Source organism: Clostridium vitabionis, from assembly GCF_015351765.1.
Taxonomy (GTDB): Bacteria; Bacillota; Clostridia; order Lachnospirales; family Lachnospiraceae; genus Clostridium_R; species Clostridium_R vitabionis.
The window spans coordinates 159,122-181,916 of the sequence record NZ_JADKQA010000004.1; the positions used below are offsets into that span (position 1 = coordinate 159,122).

Annotated in this window: 18 protein-coding genes and 1 tRNA gene; 6 read left to right on the top strand and 13 right to left on the bottom strand. The window is 54.0% G+C overall.

All coding sequences use genetic code 11. From position 1 onward, the window contains the following. Window positions 1-23: 23 nt before the first annotated feature. A complete protein-coding gene (locus ISF27_RS09185; protein ID WP_194611199.1) occupies window positions 24-1,397 on the bottom strand; it encodes a uracil-xanthine permease family protein in 1,374 nt (457 codons plus the stop codon). Between the two features lie 266 nt (window positions 1,398-1,663). Here ISF27_RS09185 and ISF27_RS09190 point away from each other — a divergent pair, with 266 nt between their 5' ends. Continuing rightward, entirely contained in the window at window positions 1,664-5,542 is a 3,879-nt protein-coding gene (locus ISF27_RS09190) for a DEAD/DEAH box helicase (RefSeq protein ID WP_194611200.1), read from the top strand. 265 nt (window positions 5,543-5,807) lie between these two features. Here ISF27_RS09190 and ISF27_RS09195 read toward each other — a convergent pair whose 3' ends face one another. Continuing rightward, window positions 5,808-6,143 (bottom strand): DUF1858 domain-containing protein, encoded by a 336-nt coding sequence (locus ISF27_RS09195; protein WP_235986214.1) that lies wholly within the window; start codon window positions 6,141-6,143, stop codon window positions 5,808-5,810. A 232-nt stretch (window positions 6,144-6,375) separates the two neighbouring features. Between ISF27_RS09195 and aroD the strand changes: the two genes are divergently transcribed. Together aroD and aroE are read left to right on the top strand one after the other, a co-directional pair. Then, a complete protein-coding gene (aroD, locus tag ISF27_RS09200; protein WP_194611201.1) occupies window positions 6,376-7,137 on the top strand; it encodes a type I 3-dehydroquinate dehydratase in 762 nt (253 codons plus the stop codon). Window positions 7,138-7,237: 100 nt separating this feature from the next. After that, on the top strand, window positions 7,238-8,107 hold the full coding sequence (gene aroE / locus ISF27_RS09205; protein ID WP_194611202.1) for a shikimate dehydrogenase: 870 nt from the start codon (window positions 7,238-7,240) through the stop codon (window positions 8,105-8,107). A gap of 134 nt (window positions 8,108-8,241) precedes the next feature. Here the strand turns inward: aroE and ISF27_RS09210 are convergent, their stop codons facing one another. Continuing rightward, window positions 8,242-9,675 (bottom strand): SLC13 family permease, encoded by a 1,434-nt coding sequence (locus ISF27_RS09210; protein WP_194611203.1) that lies wholly within the window; start codon window positions 9,673-9,675, stop codon window positions 8,242-8,244. A gap of 35 nt (window positions 9,676-9,710) precedes the next feature. Continuing rightward, window positions 9,711-11,006 (bottom strand): FAD-dependent oxidoreductase, encoded by a 1,296-nt coding sequence (locus ISF27_RS09215; RefSeq protein WP_194611204.1) that lies wholly within the window; start codon window positions 11,004-11,006, stop codon window positions 9,711-9,713. Between the two features lie 273 nt (window positions 11,007-11,279). Between ISF27_RS09215 and ISF27_RS09220 the strand changes: the two genes are divergently transcribed. Next, complete coding sequence (locus ISF27_RS09220) at window positions 11,280-12,218, top strand: LysR family transcriptional regulator (protein ID WP_268904257.1); 939 nt, start codon at window positions 11,280-11,282, stop codon at window positions 12,216-12,218. Between the two features lie 110 nt (window positions 12,219-12,328). Here the strand turns inward: ISF27_RS09220 and ISF27_RS09225 are convergent, their stop codons facing one another. The 3 genes from ISF27_RS09225 to ISF27_RS09235 all read right to left on the bottom strand — a co-directional run bounded on the left by ISF27_RS09225 (window position 12,329) and on the right by ISF27_RS09235 (window position 15,871). Next, entirely contained in the window at window positions 12,329-13,117 is a 789-nt protein-coding gene (locus tag ISF27_RS09225) for a shikimate kinase (protein WP_194611206.1), read from the bottom strand. A gap of 294 nt (window positions 13,118-13,411) precedes the next feature. Then, a complete protein-coding gene (locus tag ISF27_RS09230) occupies window positions 13,412-14,359 on the bottom strand; it encodes an AEC family transporter (protein WP_194611207.1) in 948 nt (315 codons plus the stop codon). A 33-nt stretch (window positions 14,360-14,392) separates the two neighbouring features. After that, on the bottom strand, window positions 14,393-15,871 hold the full coding sequence (locus tag ISF27_RS09235) for a VanW family protein (RefSeq protein ID WP_194611208.1): 1,479 nt from the start codon (window positions 15,869-15,871) through the stop codon (window positions 14,393-14,395). A 212-nt stretch (window positions 15,872-16,083) separates the two neighbouring features. Here ISF27_RS09235 and ISF27_RS09240 point away from each other — a divergent pair, with 212 nt between their 5' ends. Continuing rightward, on the top strand, window positions 16,084-16,443 hold the full coding sequence (locus ISF27_RS09240) for a CidA/LrgA family protein (protein WP_194611209.1): 360 nt from the start codon (window positions 16,084-16,086) through the stop codon (window positions 16,441-16,443). After that, window positions 16,440-17,135: an LrgB family protein gene (locus ISF27_RS09245; protein ID WP_328701578.1), complete on the top strand. Its 696-nt coding sequence runs from the start codon at window positions 16,440-16,442 to the stop codon at window positions 17,133-17,135. Before ISF27_RS09240 ends, ISF27_RS09245 begins: the two co-directional genes overlap by 4 nt. Window positions 17,136-17,197: 62 nt before the next feature. On the opposite strand, the gene ISF27_RS09250 is transcribed toward ISF27_RS09245, so the two are convergent. The 6 genes from ISF27_RS09250 to ISF27_RS09275 all read right to left on the bottom strand — a co-directional run bounded on the left by ISF27_RS09250 (window position 17,198) and on the right by ISF27_RS09275 (window position 22,670). Beyond that, window positions 17,198-17,270: transfer RNA gene (locus ISF27_RS09250), tRNA-Val, on the bottom strand. 247 nt (window positions 17,271-17,517) lie between these two features. Beyond that, the gene (locus ISF27_RS09255; protein WP_194611210.1) at window positions 17,518-18,708 is read right to left on the bottom strand and encodes an amidohydrolase family protein; all 1,191 of its coding nucleotides are present in this window, start codon (window positions 18,706-18,708) and stop codon (window positions 17,518-17,520) included. A gap of 110 nt (window positions 18,709-18,818) precedes the next feature. Then, window positions 18,819-19,469 carry a hypothetical protein gene (locus ISF27_RS09260; RefSeq protein WP_194611211.1) on the bottom strand — a complete coding sequence of 217 codons (651 nt, stop codon included), beginning with the start codon at window positions 19,467-19,469 and terminating at the stop codon, window positions 18,819-18,821. 36 nt (window positions 19,470-19,505) lie between these two features. Further along, window positions 19,506-20,213 carry a DUF5058 family protein gene (locus tag ISF27_RS09265; protein WP_194611212.1) on the bottom strand — a complete coding sequence of 236 codons (708 nt, stop codon included), beginning with the start codon at window positions 20,211-20,213 and terminating at the stop codon, window positions 19,506-19,508. A gap of 563 nt (window positions 20,214-20,776) precedes the next feature. After that, window positions 20,777-20,989, bottom strand: a complete 213-nt coding sequence (locus ISF27_RS09270; RefSeq protein WP_194610096.1) for a hypothetical protein — start codon at window positions 20,987-20,989, stop codon at window positions 20,777-20,779. Beyond that, window positions 20,967-22,670: an IS1634 family transposase gene (locus ISF27_RS09275; protein ID WP_235986045.1), complete on the bottom strand. Its 1,704-nt coding sequence runs from the start codon at window positions 22,668-22,670 to the stop codon at window positions 20,967-20,969. Before ISF27_RS09275 ends, ISF27_RS09270 begins: the two co-directional genes overlap by 23 nt. Window positions 22,671-22,795 lie beyond the last annotated feature (125 nt).

A 22,795-nucleotide genomic window follows, 5' to 3' on the forward strand; every position in this document is an offset into this window, starting at 1 on the left:
GCAGCCTATTTCTGTACTTACGGTCAGCGCAGGCTCTTTCCCTGGGAGATTTCCAGGTCGACGCCGGTCTGGTTCGGCTCATCGTTCTCGAACTTATAATTCTTTCCGGGCAGGATCGCGTTCATCAGAATGCCGACTAGGGATCCGGTGGCGAGGCCGGAGAAGCTGATGGTGACATTGCCGGCGGTGAAGCCGACAGAGCCCTTCGTGGAGTAGGTGATGCCGATGGTCAGTACCAGGATCAGGGCGGCGACGATGACATTGCGGCTTTGGGAGAAATCCACATGTGTCTCCACGACGTTTCGGATGCCGACGGCGGAAATCATGCCGTAGAGAACCAGGGAGATTCCGCCGATGGTTGCCCCGGGCATCACCTCAATGATTGCGGCGAATTTCGGGCAGAAGGAGAGGATGATAGCGAACACCGCGGCGAGGCGGATGACGCGGGGGTCATAGACCCGGGTCAGCGTGAGGACGCCGGTATTTTCCCCATAGGTCGTGTTCGCCGGCGCGCCGAAGAGCGATGCCAGGGTGGTGGCGAGGCCGTCGCCGCAGAGCGTGCGGTGCAGGCCGGGGTCACGGATGAAGTTGATGCCGACCGTCGAGGAGATGGCGGAGATATCGCCGATGTGCTCCATCATCGTCGCGAAGGAGATCGGGACGATCGTGAAGAGCGAGGTGATCAGCAGGGGGACGTTCGTATTTCCGCCGGTGAAGATGGAGAAGACCGTCTGGCTGTAGTGCACCGGCAGGCCGAACAGGGGAGCTTCCATCACCGGGGTAAAATCGATGATCCCGGCGATGGCGGCTGCGACATAGGAGCCGATGACGCCGAGGAGGATCGGGATAATCTTCACCATGCCCCGCCCCCAGATGTTGCAGGCGACCACGATAATGATGGCGACGAGGGCGATCGGCCAGTTCGTCTCACAGTTTTCTACTGCGGATTTCGACAGCGTAAGGCCGATCGCGATGATGATCGGGCCGGTGACGACCGGCGGGAAGAACTGCATCACCCGATTTGCACCGTAGGTTTTGAAAAATGCCGCCAGGACCAGGTAGACGAGGCCGGACGCCGCCACGCCGAAGCAGGCGTAGGGGAGAAGCTCCGGCTCGCCGTGCGGCGCGATCGCCATATAGCCGGCGAGGAAAGCGAAGGAAGAGCCGAGGAACGCAGGCACCTTTTTCTTGGAAATCAGATGAAAGAGCAGCGTGCCGAGGCCGGCGAAGAGAAGCGTGGTGGAGACGCTCAGGCCGGTGAGCAGCGGAACCAGGACGGTGGACCCGAACATCGCGAAGAGATGCTGCAGGCCGAGGATAAACATCCGGGGCGCTCCCAGGACGGTGGCGTCGAAGATGGCTTCTTCGCCGACTTTGATTTTCGGAATTTTTTCCATACGTTTCCCCTTTCTGTCGGTGGCCGCCGGGCGGCCGCAGGTCAAGTCTATATTGCGGGATATTCACGGCCGTCCGGAACAGGTCAGGAATACCCGCAAAAGGCGATGGGGCTTCTTGCGAATCTTCCTGACCTGCGGGTTCCCGGACAGCCAGGGCTATTGTAGCATATCCGTAAAAAATGTTACAGGAGGAAAAGGGAAAATCCATGTTATAATAGAACGATTGCAGTATTTTGCCTAAATCGTCATTGGAAAGGAACTGCCGCATGGAATGGTCTTATCTTTTTGCCCCCAGAATCGAAAAGCAGGGCAGGCTGATGTATCAGAACGGCCAGGTGATCAACCTGGTTCGGGACGGCAATGTCTACAGCGCTGATGTCCTGGACGGTGACAGATACCGGGTAAAGGCGCTGTTCAACCGGAAAGGGCAGCTGACCCAGGTGGGCTGCAGCTGCTGGGATTCGGCAAAGGGGAATTTCTGCAGCCACATGGCAGCCCTGCTCTACAAGCTGGACGGCGGTGACCGGGACGGACAGCCGGAAAGCTCGTCAGGGAATGCCTCACGGGAGCCCGCATCCAGGGAAAACGGGCTGTCCGGAAACGGCGGCGCGTCCGGGATGGACAGCGCCCCGGACGCGGGGGATAGAACTGCCGCGGGGACAGGGCAGAGCATGCGCGCGATGAAGAAAAAAGGCCGGAAGCAGAAGCTCACCGACAGCCAGATGGAGAGCCTGACCGAAGAATTTTCTCATGAATACCACTATTTCGATTTTCCGTCGATCGTGCGGAGCAGTGGCATTTACCAGGATGTCTGGGAGGCGGGGATCCGGCTCGCGGAGTCGGGAGAAGTCACCCTGGGGCAGTTCAGGCTTCTGCGGGACACCGACAGGGATGGCCGGAGGTCCATTGTGGCAAGCGTGGACGCTGAAGGCAGGCCGAGTCAGACAGAGCGCCGGAGATACAACGAGTGGGGATACCACGTCAGCGCGCTCATCGGGCGGAAAGCGGTTATCAGCATGGACTGTTCCCGATACCAATGCCCGTCAATCTGGCGGCCGGGAACCCGCCCCGGCGAAGTCTGCGCGCACATGGCGGCGCTGCTGTGGCTTGTCGGACGGCATATTCTGGAGCATAATCCCGGCGACGCCACCGACCCGGAGGCGTATTCCTTCTTCCATGAAGTTGAGGACGCCGGAGGGCAGGAGGAGGACGAACCGTCGGATCTCCTGCTGGAGCTGACCGGAGGGGCGCGCCAGGAACTCCTGGAACTCGCGCCGGACATTGTGGACATCCAGAGGGGTTCGGTGCCGCAGGCCGCTTTCCGCGTGGGCGGCGCGAAGAAGTTCCGCATCCGCTCGGTGCGGGAATTCGTGGAGAATGTGGAGCAGGACCGGGCGATGAAATTCGGCACAAAGACGGTTCTCTCCCTTGGGGAGAACCGCTTCACGAAACATTCGCTCCCTCTCTGGGAGATCATGCGGGACGAAATCCGTGAGCAGGATCTGCGCGGCCAGCTGATCATGCTTTCCAATCAGAAGGATCGCATCAACCTGATCGGGGAGAACATGGATCGGTTTTTTGACTGGGCGAAAGGAAAATATCTCCCGAGCCGTATTCCGGACGCAGTGTCGGAGACGGTCGGTTTCCGGGATAAGGAGCAGGTGCCGGAAGTGCTGGTGAAGCCGGGGGAGCTGGAGGGCGAGGAACTCGAGAGCCTTGTGGTGGAGAGCGATGTCGTTGCTCTCTGTATGGGCAGAAACTGCGGCTACTGGTTTGACGGCAGATACATCAACCGGATGTCGGCGGCAGGGAGCCGTGCGCTTGCCCCGCTGCTCCATCTCGCCAGGCAGCTGGGTTCCCAGAGGGTGCATTTCTGGATAGGCAGGAAAATGTTTGCCTCCTTCATGTATGATATCCTGCCGAGCCTGGAAAAATGCTGCCGGGTGACGATCGAGGACGAGGACAGGATCCGCTCCTTTCTGCCGCCCGAGACCAGGTTTTCGTTCTATCTGGATACGGACGGGGAGCACGGCAGCCGGACAGCGGCGGTCTGCCTCGCCCAGGCAGTGTCCGGAGAGAACAGGCGCCCGCTTCGTACGGGAAATCCGCGGGAGGAGAGGGTGCAGAGGATGCTCGCCCGGTATTTTCCTGAAAACCTGCCTTCCGAGGAGGGCACACTGGTCTCCACCGGCGGGGATGACGCCCGCCTTTATCTTCTCCTCGAGGAGGGGATCAAAAAGCTGCTCCCGGCAGGGGAGGTGCACTATACCGACAGCTTCCGCCGCCTCACCGTGAGACGGCCGGCGAAATTCGCGGTCGGCGTGAGCCTGGAGAGCGGCCTGCTTCACCTCACGGTCTCCAGCGATGAGTACACGCCGGACGAGCTGGCGGAGATTCTCGGGGCATACCGGAAAAAGAAGAAGTTTTACCGGATGAAGAACGGGGACTTTGTCCGCCTGGACAATGAGAGCCTGGGAAGCCTGGAAGCGATCATGCAGGATCTCCACCTCACACCCCGCGAATTTGTCCGCGGCAAGATGAACATTCCGGCGTACCGCACCCTGTACCTGGACAAGATGCTGGAAAATACGGAGGAAATCTATGCCGAGAGGGACAGCCGCTTCCGCCGCCTGATCAAGGAATTTAAGACGATCAGCGATGCCGATTTCGCGGTTCCGGAGACACTCAGGAACGTGCTCCGGAAATACCAGGGCACCGGTTACCGCTGGCTGAGGACCCTCGCGGCGTACGGCTTTGGCGGTATCCTGGCGGACGAGATGGGGCTCGGAAAGACGGTGCAGGCGATCGCCGTGCTCGAGGCAGAGCGGGAAGAGCGGGGAGAGCAGTCCGCAGCGCAGCGGATTGCGCTGATCGTCTGCCCGGCCTCCCTGGTCTACAACTGGGGCGAGGAGCTTCACCGGTTTGCGCCGGCTCTCCGGACGGTCCTGGTTACCGGGACGCAGGCGGAGCGGAAGGAGATCCTCGCCGCGGCGGCGGATCCGGCCAGCGAGGCGGATGTCCTCGTGACGTCCTACGACCTGCTCCGCCGCGATATTCCGGAGTACGAGGACATTTCCTTCCGGTATCAGATCATCGACGAAGCCCAATATATCAAGAACCACACCACCGCCGCGGCGAAGGCAGTCAAGCTCATCCACAGCGGCACCAGGTTCGCGCTGACCGGGACGCCGATCGAGAACCGGCTCTCCGAGCTGTGGAGTATCTTCGACTATCTGATGCCGGGATTCCTCTACGGCTACGATACTTTTCGGTCGATTTTTGAAAATCCGATTGTGAAAAATGACGACCAGGAGGCCAGGGAGCGGCTCAGCCGCATGCTCGGGCCGTTTATTCTGCGCCGGTGCAAGAAGGATGTGCTGAAGGATCTGCCGGACAAGCTGGAGGAGATCCGCTATTCCAGGATGGGCGGGGAGCAGAAGCGGCTGTATGACGCGCAGATGATCCGCATGAAGCAGATGCTGGAGAAGAGCCGCCGGGAGGGCGGCGAAGGCGGGCAGGACCCCGAAGACGGGACTTCTTCCGCCAAAGACAGGATACGCGTCCTGGCGGAGCTGACAAAAGCCAGGGAAATCTGCTGCGATCCCTCGCTTCTCTATGAGAACTACACGGGCGGCTCTGCGAAGCGCGAGGCTTGCCTCGATCTCATCCGGAGCGCTATCGACGGCGGGCACCGCATCCTGCTGTTCTCCGCATTTACCTCGATGCTGGCGCTGCTCAAGCAGGATCTCGAGGCGGAAGCGATCGAGTACTTCGAGATTACCGGCGTCACGCCGAAGCAGGAGAGGATCCGCCTGGTCGGAGAATTTAACAGCGGAAATGTTCCCGTTTTCCTGATCTCCCTCAAGGCGGGCGGCACCGGCCTCAACCTGACCGGCGCCGACGTTGTGATCCACTATGATCCCTGGTGGAACCTCGCCGCGCAGAACCAGGCGACGGACCGGGCGCACCGCATCGGGCAGACACGGACGGTGACAGTCTACAAGCTGATCGTCAAGGGGAGTATTGAGGAGAAAATCCTGAACCTGCAGGAAGCCAAGCGGAAGCTCGCGGATGACGTGATGAGCGGCGAGGCTGTGGGCAGCGGCAGCATCAGCCAGGAAGAGCTCATGCAACTGCTGGATTAACAACTCAGCCCTGAAAGGATGGCTTTACCGCACTGAATTCTGTGATTATTCCGTATGCACAGGACAGTTCGCAAAAAGGCCGTGTGTTGGCTATCTTACGAACAGAGAATAGAGAATAACCTCCCTCCGGAGGCCTCATGGAATGGATTGATTCCGTGAGATCCCCGGAGGGAGGTTATTTTTTGAAAAATTTGAGTCAATGGAGAAAGCTACGTCAGGGAAAACGGGGATGCTGCAAGCGGACAGCAACTCTCCATTTCAGAACTCAGGCAAGGTTCAGCGATTCGTTCAGGTACTCGGTGACTTCCTCACCGTTCAGTGCATGCACCATGCAGGCGTCCGCCAGGGATTCCATGAGCGACGCGGGGCAGCTGATGCAGCCCATGCCGCACTGCATGAGAAGATCGGCCGCTTCCGGATGAAGTGTGATGATGTCCCCGACGATCATGTCCGAGGTGATGGGCTTTTTGCGGAGCGCGTCCACTTCCTCCGAGGTCATTGTGCCGTCACTGCGGATGGCGTCATCCCCGCCCTGGGCTTCGGCAGCCGCGTCAGCCTGCTGATCCTTTTTGCTGGAATAAAATTTATCAAAGATACTCAAGGGGTTACCTCCTATGGGAAACAAGGTTGACAGTTCGGAGGGAGGCAGATGGTATCCCTCCGGTAAATCCAGTATACAACATTTGTCAAGATAGGATGACTGAATGCTGAGCGGACAAAATTTTCTTCTCCTTCTTCTCGTTTTCCTTGTGTTTCAATGGTATAATAATGCCACAGCAAAAGCTGGTTCAATATAACTTCAGGAAATACCAGAATATACAGGAGGTAGCGCTGTGCGGACAGTCAGACTGGGCAAGGTGGAGGTTGGTGCGGGGAGCCCGAAGGTGATCGTGCCGATCGTGGCGGCGACGCGCGAGGGAATCCTCGCCAAGGGCGAGGAACTCCGGAATTACGCCATGGATGTTGTAGAGTGGCGCGTAGATTTTTATGATGATGTCTTCGATATTCCGGCGGTTGTGGAGACAGGAAAAGCGCTCAGGAGGGTTCTGGGCGAGGTTCCCATTCTGTTTACTTTCCGGACAAAAAAGGAAGGCGGGGAGAAGGCCATTGATCCGGAGGCCTACACCGCCCTGAATAAGGCGATGGCGGAGAGCGGGAGCGTGCAGGCGGTCGATGTGGAGGCATTTTCCGGCGATGAGATAGTCCGGGAAAATATTGCGAACATCCACTCTGCGGGCGCCGCTGTTGTCGGCTCGAACCATGATTTCGGCGGGACGCCGGATCGGGCGGATCTCCTGTACCGGCTGCGGAAGATCCAGGAGCTGGGTGCGGACATCCCGAAGCTTGCCGTGATGGCCAATTCCCGCGCGGATGTGCTGGTTCTCCTGGATGCAACCAGGGAGATGGCGGAGAAATACGCGGACCGGCCGATCATTACCATGAGCATGGGGCCGCTGGGCGTCATCACCCGGATTGCCGGCGAGGAGTTCGGCAGCAGCATGACCTTCGGGGCTGTCGGGCAGGTTTCCGCGCCGGGACAGATTCCGGTGGAGAAGCTCAAGGATGCGATGAAAATACTGCACGACGCGCTCTGAGCGGGCGAGAGATTCCGCCCTGCGGGTGCTTCCCGCTGCGGAAGCCGGAGAGGGGATTGCCCCGGCAGGAGACAGGATGGAAAAGAGGAGGTCTTGAAAAATGACAGAAATTCCGATCAGCGGACATACACAGCTTTACTGTCTTATCGGCGATCCGGTCGCCCACAGCATCAGCCCGGCGATGCACAATGAGGCATTTGCCCAGCTGGGGATCGACAGCCGCTATGTGGCATTCGATGTGAAGCCGGAGGACTTGGAGGATGCGGTCGAGGGGATGCGGAAACTGGGCATCCGCGGCTGGAACATTACGATGCCCCACAAAAACCGGATGAAAGAGCTTTGTGACAAGGTCAGCAAGGCCAGTGAGATCTGCGGAGCATGCAATACTGTGAAAAATGAGGACGGCGTCCTCTACGGGACAACTACCGACGGCGTGGGCTGGATGGAGAGCGCGCGATTTGCCGGCCATGACCCGGTGGGAAAAACTATGGTGCAGCTCGGCGCAGGCGGCGCAGGAACGAGTATCCTCGTCACTGCGGCGATTGATGGGGTGAAGCATATCGATCTCTTCAACGCGAGGGACAAGTTCTGGCCGCGTGTGGAGGAGATGGTGGAGAAGATCAATGCGGAGACCGCCTGCCGGGTGGAGCTGCATGACCTGTCGGATCAGGATCGCCTGCGGGATGCCGTGCAGAAGGCAGATATTCTGCTCAACACAACCCCGGTTGGCATGGCGAAGATCCCGGGCTGCCTGATTCCGGACGCGGGATATTTCCATGAGGGACTCGTGGTTTCCGATGTGATCTACGAGCCCAGGGAAACCGAGCTCCTCCGGATGGCGCGGGAGAGCGGCCTTTCCACGTTCAATGGCATGTATATGCTGCTCTATCAGGGAGCGGCATCCTTCAAGATCTGGACAGGCCGGGAGATGCCGGTAGATATCGTGCGGGAGAAATATTTCTCCGGGTAAATGTTCAAGTCGTCGTTCAGACCCCGCATGTGCTGAACGGTTACATACGCAAAAGCAAAAAGGACTTCCCAGTGTTTTGACGGGAAGTCCTTTTTTCGGTCTGAAACGGAAAGATTTACATTTCCAAGGAGGGATCAGAGCAGTGCCGCTGCCAGCGGATAGCCAACCAGCGCCAGGATGACTGCGGAGAGAATAGCCATCAGCCCGCCGTATTTCAGCATGTCGGTATTATTTACCCATCCAGTGCCGGCGACAACGGCCATCGGCATGGTCGCGGACGGAGTGGCGTACGCGTAGGAGGCAGCAGCTCCAATCATGCAGGCGAGAGCCATCAGGCTGACATTTCCCATCGCCATGGCAATCGGGCAGGAGATGGTGAAGAAGATGGTCGCGCACACGGTGTTTGACGCGAAGTTCGTCAGGATGACGCAGAGCACAGAAACTGTGACGATAAATACCATAGCGCTCATGCCGGTAACGAGAGGGGTGACTTTTTCTGTGAGGAATTGCGACAATCCGACAGATTCCAGGGTCAGGGAGCTGGAGACGACGAGGACAGCGGCGTTGAAGATCAGCGCAGCCCACGGGACACCGTTTTTTGCGGCATCCCTGTAATCCATGATCGGTTTCCCGTCGACATGGATCAGGCAGAGAAGAACGATCGCGAGCATAACCGGGACGGCATTGCCCAGGCCGCTGAGCCAGGCACCGGCCGCCGGAAGGACATTCTTCAGGCTGCCCTGGAGGAACCAAATGATCATGATGACGAGGAACATCGAGGAAGCGATTTTTTCCTGACGGCTCATCGGCTTGAGCTCTGCACGCATTTTCCGGACATCGTAGCCGACAAGGCGGCTCAGGTCGGGGCGGTAGAGGAAACGGAAGATCAGCATGAGAACCAGGAAAATGAGAATGCCGGTCACAAATCCGAAAATCGAGTAGTTGACGATATTGACGGTCTCCCCAGTCTGTTCAGTGAGTAACTGGAGCGGAATCAGGATGATCGCATGGCCGAGCGGTGTGTTTGCCGAGCCGATGCCAACAGCAAATCCCAGGCCGAGAACCATCATCTGAGGGAAGCGGTCACCCTTGTGAAAATTGAGCTCCTGGAAAATTTGTTCCGCGATTGGAAGAAAGATCAGCAAGGCTGCGGTCTGTGACATGAAGGAAGCGACAAACATCGCTCCGAAAAGAAACATGAAAACGAATGCCCATGGGCTTTTCTGCGCGAACTTGTTCGTGAAGAACATGATGGCGAGGCGGCGGGAGAAGCCAACCTGGGAGAGAACATAGCTCATCATGAAGAAGCAGAGAAGGAAGGCAATCGTGGCATTGCCGTAGCCGGCCTTGAAGACATCTCCGGGTTTCATGATCCCGTAGAGGACGAGGACAGCCATAACCAGAAAGCTGGGCCAGTCAATGCCAACACAGTTCCAGAGGAGAAGCGTTCCGGCGAAAATACCGATGACACTCATGCCCAGCTGGCTCATTCCAGCTGGCGCCGGGATGAGGCCGAAAAAGAAGACCAGGCAGAGGGAAATGATGGTGATGACATTTTTTTTGCTCATAATTTTTTGCTCCTTTTCCGTAATCTTGCTGCGGGTCAGCCGGCCGGGGGATCGGATGGCGGGCAGCTATACTTTTTTTTGAGAAAAGCTTGCAGGGTGGCGGCTGGGATGCGGTCGAGATCCAGATGATTCTGGGCGGCGCAGGCGGCGGCATATCCGGCTGATTCTCCGACGTTCATCATGATCGGCATGACGCGGACGGCGCCGTATGCTTTGCGGTCGCAGCAGAGAATCTTGCCGGCGGCGAGAGTCCGGTGCAGGCCAGCGGGGATCAAGCTGCGGTAAGGAATGTGGTAGACGCCCGGAAGAACCTGGAAGGTCACTCCGCCTGTCGCGGGATCGTGAATATCAACAGGATAACAGCCCTGGGCAATGCTATCCTCAAATTCCGTCATGTGCTCAAGATCATCGATGCCGAGGCAGTAACTGCCCCGGATTGTCCGGGAATCACGAACACCGAGGATCGGGGCAATTCCGGCGAGGGCGGCGTGTTCAAGGCCGGGTACGCGGGCACGGATAAATTGAAGGATCGGGAGAATCTGCGCCCTTGCCTCGGTAACCGCCCGGCTCATCCCGATAGGATCTTCAAAATCCTCGTTGATCCGAGTGACGTTTACGCTGACATCTTTTGTCCCGGGGATCGGCGTGAAGGCCAGGATTTTTCCGTAGAGGACACCTTCCCTCATGCCAAGCTGGATGGTCTCGGACAGTGCGGCGCTGTGCACGAAAGCATCCAGCGCGTTCTGCTCAATGCCCGACAGGCGGAACATCAGCGTGTTGATCATGGTTTTCCCCACCTCAGCGCGTGTGGTCTCCCCACCGAGCATACGGATCGCGGCGGCGCTTCCTGTGGCATCAATGAGGTAGCGTGCGGTGAAAACCTCGGACGTTCCGAAATTATCCCGCACCGTAAGACGGACACTGTCGGGAGCCAGCGCCTCCTTTTCCGCATTCTGGATCTCCGCGAAGTAACGGATCTCCACACCGGCATCAGCGGCCATGCGGTCAAGCAGGATTTTCAGGATTTCGGGGTTGTAGCGCAGGCGGTCCACTTTCACGGATGGATTGGAGGAAAACGGAACCTCGGTATACAGAGCAGCATCTCCCGAGCGGATCATGGTATTCATGATCTCCGCCTCGATGCCTCGGTAGATGGGCTGCCCATGGAAAGTCGGTGCATTCATTTCCGTGAGCCCGGAGATAGTCATGTTGCCGCCGAGGCAGCTGCTTCGCTCGATGACGGCGGTGCGGAGGCCGCACCTCGCCGCTGCGATTGCGCTCAGAGCGCCTGCGGTGCCGCCCCCGGCGACAATCAGGTCATAAGGTTTCATCGGCCAGTTCCTTTCTGGAAAATGGTCTGCAGTGCAGGCAGGGATTTGACATTCTCTGCTTCAGTGCATTATCATGGGGTCGCTTGGTTTATTTATAATCTACTAAATAAACGCGAAAATACCGAATGATTTTTGGAATGCTAGAAGACTTCCGAAGAATAGGTTTCCCCAACAGCAGAAAACATGAGACGGTTTCGGAATACTATTCCGAAATTAATAATTATAATGAAAAAATGGAATAATCAGACGGAGTGGGTTGCCGCGGGGGTTTATATGAATTTTTTTCAACTTGAGTGTTTCAGGATGATCGAGAAAAAGAAGAGTTTTACCGCCGCTGCGGATGAGCTCTCACTATCCCAGTCGGCTCTTTCCAAGCAGATCAGCCGCCTGGAGGATGAGCTTGGAGTACGGCTTTTTGACCGCAGCCGCCGGAATGTCAAAATGACGCTCGCCGGCCAGGAATTCTCGGCTCACGCGCAGAAGCTCTGTGAGGATTACGAGAAGATGCAGCAGGCGATCCGCTGGTATCGGGAGAACGGGCGCATCGTGATCGGCGTTGTGGAGAGCATCGGGAGCAGCGATCTCTCAGAAACGATCGGCAGCTTCCTCAATCTCTTCCCGAGAGGCGATGTGGACGTTGAGGTCCGGAAGGCGACAACCTGGCAGCTACTCGATCTTTTAAAAGATGGGCAGATTGACATGGCTTTTGTGGCGAGGATTGAATCCGCGGTGCTGGGAACATCGAATCTCGACCGCTGTGATTTGCGTGGGAATGAGCGCTATACCCTGCGGAAGGATGTCTACCGTGCGGTTGTGAATCCCGATCATCCTTTCGCACGGCAGGAATCGCTCACCTGGGAGCAGCTTGCGGGAGAAAAGCTGGTGATTCTCGATAAGGCGAACAGCCTGAACGCCATGATCCGAAGCATGTTTGCCAGCCGGAACCTGGAACCGGACATCGTCTTCGAGTGCGGGGATGTCAGCACGCTGATGAGCATGGTGAAAGCGGGATTTGGCATCAGCATGTTTTCTACCCAGGTTGCGGCAAGCCGAGGGGATCTGGTCTCTGTGGAGGTGAGGCCGGCGCTCACCCGTGACCTGGTGCTTGTTGTGCCGAAGGAATCGGCAAAGGGAAGAAGCCTTGCGTCAAGATTTGTGCGCCATACCCTGGAGCATTTTGGCAGCGCGGAAACAGAGCGGGAAAAGAAATAGTACGGCGGGAACGAAAAATGCACACATAAAAGCCTGTCAGGGCGGAGCGTCAGCTCCTGTCCTGACAGGCTTTTTCATGGAAAAGTCATTCTGGACGGCTGCCAGAATATTCAGCTTCTCGCATTGAATGCGATCGGCTTGGTGATGATTTCCTCACAGACCTCAAGAATGCTCTTTCCATCGGTATTCACGATGACATCGGCGGCGGCCTTATAGATGGCATCCCGTTTATTCATCAGCTCGGAAATGCCCTCGACGGTCTTTCGGCCGCGGAGCATCGGGCGGGAATCATCGTCCTTTAAGCGTTCCAGGATGGTCTCCGGGCTGGCGGTCAGGAGGACGATCCGGCTGTGTGTCCGGAGAATATCCACATTCTTCTGGCGGAGGACAGTTCCCCCGCCGCAGGCGATGACCGTCTGCTTGAAGGAGGCGAAGCTGGCGAGCGCCTCGGTTTCAAGGTCGCGGAAGTGTTCTTCCCCGTATTTCGCGAAGATATCGTTGATGCTCATTCCGGCGTTCTTGACCACAACATCGTCGCTGTCCACGCTGTCCATCGCCAGCATGTCCTTCAGCAGGCGGCAGACAGAAGATTTTCCGGTGCCCATGAAGCCGATCAGGGCGATATTTCCGTGGATCAGCGCCTTGGCCTGGACGTGCTTGCTCATCTCGGTGATGGCGGAGAAAATATGGAGGATCTCATTTTCATAAGTATTGCCGTCGGCGAGGGTGCGCAGCCGTGCCTGCTGCTTTTCCTCCTGCTTCTGCTGGAGAATCGGGATGCCGTGAATCTTTTTATAGGTAATGATCTCATTGATGCAGTTCATGCGGTGTTCAAGCTGCATCAGGATTTCGTCGTCACAGGCGGCGATGTCGCTGCGGATTTCCTCAAGGTCTCTCATTGGAGGTCACTCACTTTCTAAATAAAAAGCGTTAAAGCTTTAATGCGTGTTGATTTTCTTATTATACGGGGTCTTTGCGCAAAATGCAAACCTTTTCTTGTCTCTGTTCGGCATCTGCCAGGGATAGGGACATAAAACGGCTGCCTGCAGACGATTTTGTGCCCCTATCCCCGACTGATGGCCAGTCACCGGCCTTCACCGCCCCGGCGGCACAAAATTCCCCCGGACACAGTGCCCGCCGGAAGATCCGGCAGGGGTTGTGCCCGGGGGCTTGTGCCAGGAGAATCCCGGAGCTTACCCGAGAAGGCCTAAGGCGGAGTAGCTGAAAATGATCAGGAACAGGGTTCCGATGGAGAGCACCGTGCTGAGCACGATGAACTGGCCTGCGAGTTCCCCGTCACCTTCCATGTTCTGTGCCATGGCGAAGACGGAGGTTGCGACCGGCGTGGACCAGAGGAGGAGGTAGACAAAGCGCTCGATGGGATCCAGGTGAAGCACCGTGAGGAGAAGCACCGAGGCGATGACCGGCTCGATGAGCAGCCGGATGGCTATGCAGGGAACCAGGTAGCGGAGGTTCTTGCCGATGGCGCGGAACTCCAGGGTGCCGCCGAGAACGATGAGCGCCAGGGGCGTTGTCATTGCGGCAACATTGCGGATCGGCACCTGCAGGCCGGTGGGAATCGGGATCCGCAGCAGGAAGAAGACGAACCCGGTCAGGGCACCGGCAATCAGCGGGTTTTTGAAAATATTTACAATCAGCTGGAGCGGCTTGATCTTTCCGCCGCGGAACATTTCCAGAAGAAGGACACCGCTCGCGTTGTAGATCGGCACGATCACGGCGATCAGCATGGATGCGACAGTGCCGCCTTTCTCTCCGAATACACTTTCCGTCAGGGGCAGGCAGTAGAGGACAAAATTGCCCCGGTAGAGCGCCTGGATGATGACGCTCCGCTTCGGATTTTCCGAGATAATCCGGGGGATCAGGATGGTCAGGAAAATGATCACCGCGATCACGCTGCCGGCGCAGATGCCGATAAAACGGAAATCAAAAACCGTACCGCGGTCAATTTTGACCATGTTCCAGAACATCAGCGCGGGAAAAAATACCCGGAAGACCAGCTTGTTCAGCCTGTTCAGGAACGGCGTATCGACGAGGGCAGTGCGGTGGTTCAGCACATAGCCCAGCGTCAGATACGTGAGAAACGGCATGACCGCCGTAAATGCAATCAGAAAGGATTTCAAGGTATCCCCGCCTCGCTTTCCGAGAGAATGTGATCAGGATGCGGACTGCGCCGCCTCTGCGCCGGGACCCTTGGGCTCCGCGGCAGGTGCCGTGTCGGAGGCAGGGCCGGAAGGCGCCTTGGTCTCCGGTGCCTTCGTCTGGGGTTCTGTTTCCGGAGCCTGAGTCGGCGGCGGGGTCTCAGGCACCTGTGCCGGGGCTGTGGACTCCGCGGGCTTTGCCGGCGCGGCTGTCTCCGCGGGCTTTGCCGGCTTTGCGGTATCGTGGGACTTATACCTTGCGGTATGATCCAGCGTCCGCTCCGTCACCTGGCCGTTCCGGGACACAACCTTATAGACATCCCATACCCGGTTTCCCCGGTTTACACATTCCATGTCCTGCGTGACACCGTCTGCCAGTACCGGAACGCCGTAAATCTGTGCGGTCACCGTGCGGTTGGAATAGCTCTCCAGGATGCAGATCGGGTAATCTGAGGAATTGACAAATTTATAATTGGGACCGCCCCAGGATACGGTGGCATCCCGGCCCGGGGTCACATAGCTGGGTTCAAAGGTGTGTGACTGGCGCAGCGTGGTGGTGAGTCCGGCGGAAAATACAGCGTTGTAGAGTGTCGTGGAAACCTGGCAGACACCGCCGCCGGTTTCCTGGACGACCTCGCCGTTCTGGTAGGCAGCCGCTTTGCCGTATCCCTTGGCAGTTGTGCGCTCGCCGACCCGGTCATTGAAGGAAAATTCTTCCCCGGGCTGCAGGATCATGCCGTTGATGGCTGCCGAGGCGAGGGCGACATTCTTGTTTCGCGTCGCATTTGCCGTGGTTTTGGTGGTGTAGGAGCCGATGATCCGGTACTGGGCTTCCATGGTGCCGGAAGCGGCCTCCGCGGAACCTACGGCGTCAACGGCCTGGTTAAAAGCATGGTTCGCATAAGCGCTCATCAGCGCCTTCTGCGTCCCATCCGTGTCCACGGTGAATCCGGGAACCGGATCGCCGAAGGAGAATTTCCCCGTGGCGGCGTCATAGCCGGTCAGTACGCCGGGTTCCGCAGCCTTGTTCCATTTTTCCCCGGCTTCTGCCGCAGCTTTTTTTGCAGCATCAGTGAAATCCGGCAGCTCCAGCACATAGTCCGCCGTGGTTCCGGACGAAGTCTTCCCGCCCTCGCTGGAAATCACCGTGTCCAGAAGCTTTTCCACCGCCGGCTTGATCGGGTCGTCGATGGCGATCGTCTCCTCCCCGTAGGAGAGGCCAAGATTCCAGGTGTAGACCGCGGAGAGCGTGCTTAAGACTTCCTTCCGGGTCTTTCCTTTCAGGGAGAGGCGGGCGCTCTCCGCGCCTTTCTCCGCGCCGGTGAGCGCGGAATAGTCGAGATAAGTGTCTGTCCCGATGGTTCCCTCCTCGACGAGCTGAATCGACTTGGCTGCCCCCGTATTCTCCGTGGCCGGCGTTTTCTGCGAGCATCCGGAGAGAAGGGCAGCTGTCAGCAGGACGGCGGGAACGATAGCTGCTGTGAATTTTTTCATTACTACTTCCTTATCTTATGCTTGGTTTGCCATACTGCCTTCTATCATAACGCATAGATCATAGATAAGGAAGGCGGAAGATGAAAATAGGGGGAAATTCCCGCGATGCTGGGCTGAACAGTTACAATGTTTTTGGAAATATACATTTCACCTGGCTCTTCTTATGTTAAGATTACGTTAAAATTCGCAGCCAAGAAGACTTGGAGGTCAGCATGAAGTATGTGAGGCAGTTTGAAATTATCCTGGCGATATCCTTCGTGGGGGAAATTCTCCACGCGGTAGTTCCGCTGCCGGTTCCGGCGAGCATCTACGGCATTCTCCTGATGCTGCTGTGCCTGCACAGCGGGCTTTTCCGCACGGACCAGATCCGGGAGGTCAGCACTTTTCTGATTGAGACGATGCCGATGATGTTCATCGCGCCGGCGGTCGGGCTGGTCGACTCCTGGGATGTGCTGAGGCCGATTTTTCCGGCATTTCTTGCCGCCCTGGTGGTCTCCACAGCCGCGGTATTCGGTGTTTCGGGCAGTGTTACGCAGTGGCTTGTCCGCAGGGATCGAAAGGAAGAAAAATGATGGATGATTTCCTGAAGAGTTCCTCTTTTTTCGGAATGTTCGCCTCCGTGGCGTTTTATCTGCTCGGCATTGAGCTGAAGCGAAGATTCCGGATGCCGTTGTTTAATCCGCTCCTGGTCGCGATCGCGGGGGCGATCGTCGTGGTGATTCTCTTTCGGATCGATTATGCGGATTATAACCGCGGGATGAGCATTTTCAACTACCTGATGACGCCGGCGACGGTCTGCCTCGCCGTACCGCTCTATGATGAATTTTCCATCCTGAAAAAGAATGGAAGGGCGATTGTCCTCGGCGTCCTTGCGGGCGTTCTCACCTGCATGGTGACGATCCTGATCTTTGCCGCCGCCTTCCATTTCGACCACACGATGTTTGTCACCCTGCTCCCGAAGTCGATCACGACCGCGATTGGCGTCGGCCTGTGCGCGGAGATGGGCGGAAATTCCGCAATCACCGTGGCAGCCATCGTCATCACCGGGGTTCTGGGCGGGATTTTTGCGGAAACCTTTCTCCGGCTGTTTCATATCACGGAGCCGGTAGCAAAGGGCGTGGCGATCGGCACCGCCGCCCACGCGGTAGGCACCGCCGAGGCGATGAAGATCGGGGAAATCGAAGGCGCTATGGCCAGTCTCTCCATTGTGGTGGCGGGTATGCTGACCGTGGCGTCGGCAAATATATTTGCCCGATTCCTGTGAGCAAAAAAGAAAGCCGTTTAACCGAGCTATTTCGATACGGTTAAGCGGCAATTCTAAAGTAGTGGGCGCAACGGGGCTCGAACCCGTGACCTCCCGCGTGTGAGGCGGACGCTCTCCCGGCTGAGCTATACTCCCAACAAAAATGATTCTAACACGATCCGAAGGTGATTGCAACCGAAAAAGAAAGTTACCAGGATCACTGTAGTGGCAGTTAGCATTTTCGCTTACGTCCTTATCCAGTTCTTTCCCATCCGTGCTCGGCATGTAAAAATCAACGAGACTATGCTTCTGACGCGCATTAAAAATTAAATCTGGGGTTTGCCCAAGTGAACATGCCCCAGATTATTCGCTTAATAATAACAACAACGAGAATACCACATACTTAATGAATTAGTTCTCCGCCTAGGTAAACAGAAACCAGATTTTCAGTGAATGCAGTGATTTTTTTATAAGGATTTTCGCTAAGGACATCAAAATCAGCAAGCTTACCTGCCTCAATCGACCCGATCTCATTATCAATACCGAGAACTTCTGCTGCTGTTTCTGTCGCAGACGTAATGATTTCATCCGCCGGCATACCATATTCTTCCATGACAGTCATTTCTTTGAAGGCAACCGGATGTGGTCCAAACAGTGGCGATCCTGCATCTGTTCCTAGTGCGATTCTGACACCTTTTGCTCTGGCTCTTGCGAAAGTACTTCGCTGTTGCTGAGTCACGAGCAAAGATCGATTAACCATGAAATCACTTAGCACCCCTTTTCCCTCGCTAAGGAGCTTATATATTGCAAGAGTTGGAACCAGTGTAAGATTCTTTTCTTTCATCATATCTAGATATTCATCTGGGATGTCTGGTCCATGTTCAATTGTGTCGATCCCAGCTCTAATGCATTCAATAATTCCCTCTTGTGAAACTGCATGTACCGCAACTTTCATGTGTAAACGATGGGCTTCATGCACAATAAATGATAGCTGATCTAGGTCATACATGCTTGGACCGATATCCTCCAGTCCAGCCGCTCCTCCAGTATCCATAATCTTGATCCATTGACACCGAATCCCTTTTTTCACAAACAGTGCCTTCTTAGCGCGGATTGCGTAGAGCAACTCGTCCTTGGTATTTGCGATTGTTCCGATAGACGGTACATGCCCATAGATACTCTGAATTGCAGATCCGCATGGGATGATTCGGCATCCTTTAATATATCCATGTTCCATTGCCCAGGCAGTTTCTACCGAAATATCGTGCGGGCTACCAACTTCGCGGATGGTAGTTACTCCATGCTTTAATGTTGCTTCTACATTCAGCACGCTACGCAGAAATGCCTGATATGATCCATACATTTCATCCAGATCTTCTGAAATGGCACTGCCATCCCATGTACTGTGCACATGCATATCAATAATTCCTGGAGTCAGATATAGGCCGCAACCATCAACCACCGTATCTGCATGATCCAAGATATCTTTCCCGACCGCGGAGATTCGACCATCACGAACAAGGACATCCGTATCTGGCAAAATCTCTCTCCTCTTGACATCTATTACATTAATTTTTTTAAACAATAATTCCATATCACCACGTTTCCTTTCAAGAGATTACTCAACTCATACTCTCTTCATTTCCATTTACGATCACTCTAGTCAATTATTTTTAATAGGGAACTGAGTTTATTGCAGTGTGTTTAATTTTTTAACAATCCAGATTTGTACATTATCCGTGACAAAACCACGGTAACAGCGATGCCTCCGAGCAGAACCCACTGCAGATTAATTTTCAGAACTAAGATGGCAACAAGGCAGACAATCATTGCCACCGCAGAAACCTTAACCTGTTTCAGCATCCACAAGCCAGCTAATGCTCCGAAAATTGCAGGAACGACATTATTAAAAGCTGGTGCTAATACCGCGGAATTTAGAATTGGCGTAAGCGGCGCCATTAGGATAATGCCAAGCGCGATAACAATTGTCGTCGTGATACTGGAAACTGCGACGGCAACAACAGAAACAGCGTTTGCTTTTTCTGATCCTGCCTCAATTCCAGCAATACTCATTGCTGAGAGGGCACAGGGAATTTTCTGATTCTGAAGATTTCCCGTAATATAGGTAAGGTACAGACTTCCTGGACCAAGAATCGGTGGAAATGCTATCATTTCACTCAGAACATAAGATTCCATCATTATAATCATTGTCAGGATACCCGGCCAGATTATTCCCCAATCAGGCCAGATGCCGAATTGGATCGAGGCAAACACCGGGAATGCGCAGATTGCTGCTAAAGTAATCCATCCATAAAGCCTTCCGTCATGATGCATCTTTTTTTCAAAATCCGTCATTTCTGTTTCTCCCTTCCAGCTATGTTATCTGTGAATTTAACTCAACACCGGTGTAATTATCATTGATACGATAAGCCCGAATAGGATCGTCAGCGGAAAAGCATAATCTTTAAACCACTTAAGTTTTGGGTTCTTTGCAAGCACATTGCAGAGATAGGAAAATATAAAGCAAGAAATAATTACTGTAGCAGGAATAACACCACGTTTTCCATTGTTAATTGCAAAAGCTGCAATCACAGTAACCAGTGCAGACAGACTGAAAATGCCAATCCATTTGTTGTCCCTTTTCCGAAATACATCATAGGTTTGGCACACAGGCTTCAATACAATCAGAACAGTAGGCAGCGCGATTGAGCAACCAATCGTCATTGCCCACGCCGCATTTATCCAAGCTTCCAGCGTCATACCGGTAGTTGTGAATTCCACGCCGGTCGCTTCAACTGCCATAGTTGCAGCAATCAATTCATTGTTTGCGGAACCTATGACTGAGGTTCTAAGCCAAGGCAGTGCAACTCCCAATACTGGAACCATCACGATAACACTTAGTACGATTGGGATCGATGGAACAAGGCTAATACCAATGCAGTTTACAACAATTTTCTTGAGTTCTTCTTGGGGTATACCGAGATGTTTCGCCTGCTTCCATCCTGCTTGCAGAAACAGCAGACAGACAATAGTAACTAGAACCAATACGGCAGCAACAAATAAAGTTAGCGAGATACTGGTTACTTCTTGTTGATACATTAAAAATGCCCCCTTTTTTTAAAAAAGTTTTGCTTTCTTATAATAGATATTACTATTCGCTTGTGTTATATACTATGTGTTGCAAATACAAAAAAAAGACGATGTAATTGTTCTAAAATGATCTAGTATTCTTTATAATACATAGTAACTTGACACTTAAGATTAAAATATTTTGTATTTTAAAAATGCAAAATTAATTCGATGTATCACTTATAAATTTTTGCAAAGGGGTGGAATTCTGTGAAAATATCTGCTTTATTAGAAAAATTACCGTCCCCCATGCGTGTCCATTTGAATCCGGACGTCTCGGGAAATGCAACGATTCGGCAGATCTGTAAGCTATCTGCTGCGTCCATTTCATTCTCAGCAGATACTATCTATATCTCTGAATACTCAAATTATCTTAGTCTCAACTGTAGATTGGCTCCGTCTGTTTTTCTGTTGATTCAAGATAACACTGCTATTTCAGAGAAAGACTTGCCGGAAAATTATATTTTGTATTCGCGGAATATGCGAGCCAACAGTTTATTGTGAACTCTGCAAAAAAGTTACACTAAACGCCTTCAGGGATTCAGAAACGTCATGATCTCATCAAGACTCTTGCCGCTCTTGAGGTAAGCATCCATGATGACATCAGCTTCAATCCGCCGTTTCTGTTCCTGAAGTCCCTTAAGTTTGTCTGCGAGTTTATCATATCTGTCCTGCAGCCTGGACATATCGGATTTGACCTTGTTGATTTCAGCATCGATGCTTTCAGTCGATTTCTTCCTCGCCATTGTCAGGTTCCTCCTTACTCTCGAATGCTTGTGCCACGCTTAACAGTCTGCTGTACTCCTCAGCGTTTTTCCGGATATCGGCATCTCCCAGCCCGAAGGAACTGAGGATAATCTTCTGGGTTTTGGTAACTGCATGATCCAGTTTATAGGTGTTGTTATTGCGGCGGACCATCTCGATCTTTTCGAGTTCCCGGATCGCTGCCGGAACTGTCATATACTTCTGTCTGGTTTCCAATCGGATCATCTGCTCCTTAAGAAGGTTGTAAATCCGATTGCGGACGATCAGCGCAATGAACTCAAGAAAGATCTTGGACGACATACTCTCGGATGAGTGGACCCGTTCGCTCTGAGAACCGATAAAAGTCTTGTCGGAGCGGAACAGTTTCTCGGAGATATCTCTTCCTTTGTACTGAACCAATGCCTGAGTGGCTGTCATCTTCTCGGATGTGATGATGCAGAAGTATCCGCAGAGCTGCAGCTGCCGCTCGATCACATCGGTTCTTTCATCTGCACCCTGGAAATGTCCCTTCCGGTCGTAGTGCAGATGAAAGTATTCCTGATAGGTCTTGCCGAATTTTGCTTCTTTTCCGATGTGTTTGTCGAGAAACTGCCGGAACTTTTCAATCCTCTGCTCCAGGTGCTCACGCTCGGCAGCCTGTCTTGATGGATTATAAAAGATATGGAAGTATCTCTCTTTCGTATCATCCTCATAGAGTTTTGCGGCAGTCGTTGTTCCGTAAACTTTGTAAGCACGAATGGCTGATTCCCGCTTTGTTTCAAAAGTGCCCTGTTTTTCAAGGATCAATGACGAAACCAGTGCCTTGCAGCCTTTGCACATGATGATGAAAGTATAATCGTTCTCATCTATATATTGGATGTTTTCCTTACTAAAATAGCCCCGGTCAAGAATGAAACCGATCTTCTTGTAGTTATACTCCATGACCTTGTCGACCATGAAGGTGAGCTGGGAAACATCCGCAACAGAACCAGGATACTCTTCATAGAAGAGCGGCACCCGGTTGGATTTATCCATAGCGATCGAGAGATTGAATACCGGAAGGCCTTTATCGTCCTTGGCTTTTCCGAATTCAACGATGTCGATATCCCCGGCCTCGCAGTTTTTGTTGGTGGAATCATAGGAGATATAGATCCTGCTCCTGTGATCCCGGTTCTGATTCCAGTCATCCAGAAATCCGATGCACTGATCTTTCGTGATTGATTTCAGAAGCCTGCTGACCTTGGAATCGCTGTAGATCGTCATCTTCTCTGAATAGAGGGGATGAGTGAAGGCGAAATCAGGATAATACTGTCCGGCGTTTTCTTCATCGACGATCAGATAGGAAACGAGGTCCAGTATAAGGCCGGTATCATCGCCAAAACGCTTTCTGAGCATCGGCACAAGTTTATATTCATCGAGTACCTTCCGGATGATGACACACGAGCCGATCTTCAGACAGCAGCTTCGGTATGCAAACGGGAGTACATCCGGAATCTCGGCATCCGGAAAATAAACCTGAAACTTTTCGTTTGGAAACATGAGTGACGAATCCGCTGGGGATACCTTCCCGACAATCGTCCGCAGAGGGACAGCGTACTGCTTATCCGGATGGTATTCGCTGCCATACTGGTACAGGATATACGTCGTTTCACCTTTTTTCTTGGAAATGATTTTGCCTTTCATTTCCGGTATTTTGACCGTGGTATTGAGGTACATGGCTCCTCCAATATTTAGTGTAACCGTTACACTAAATATACCACTGCCGATTCATTTCTGCAATGGCTGGAACCCGCATATTTCCTTACTTT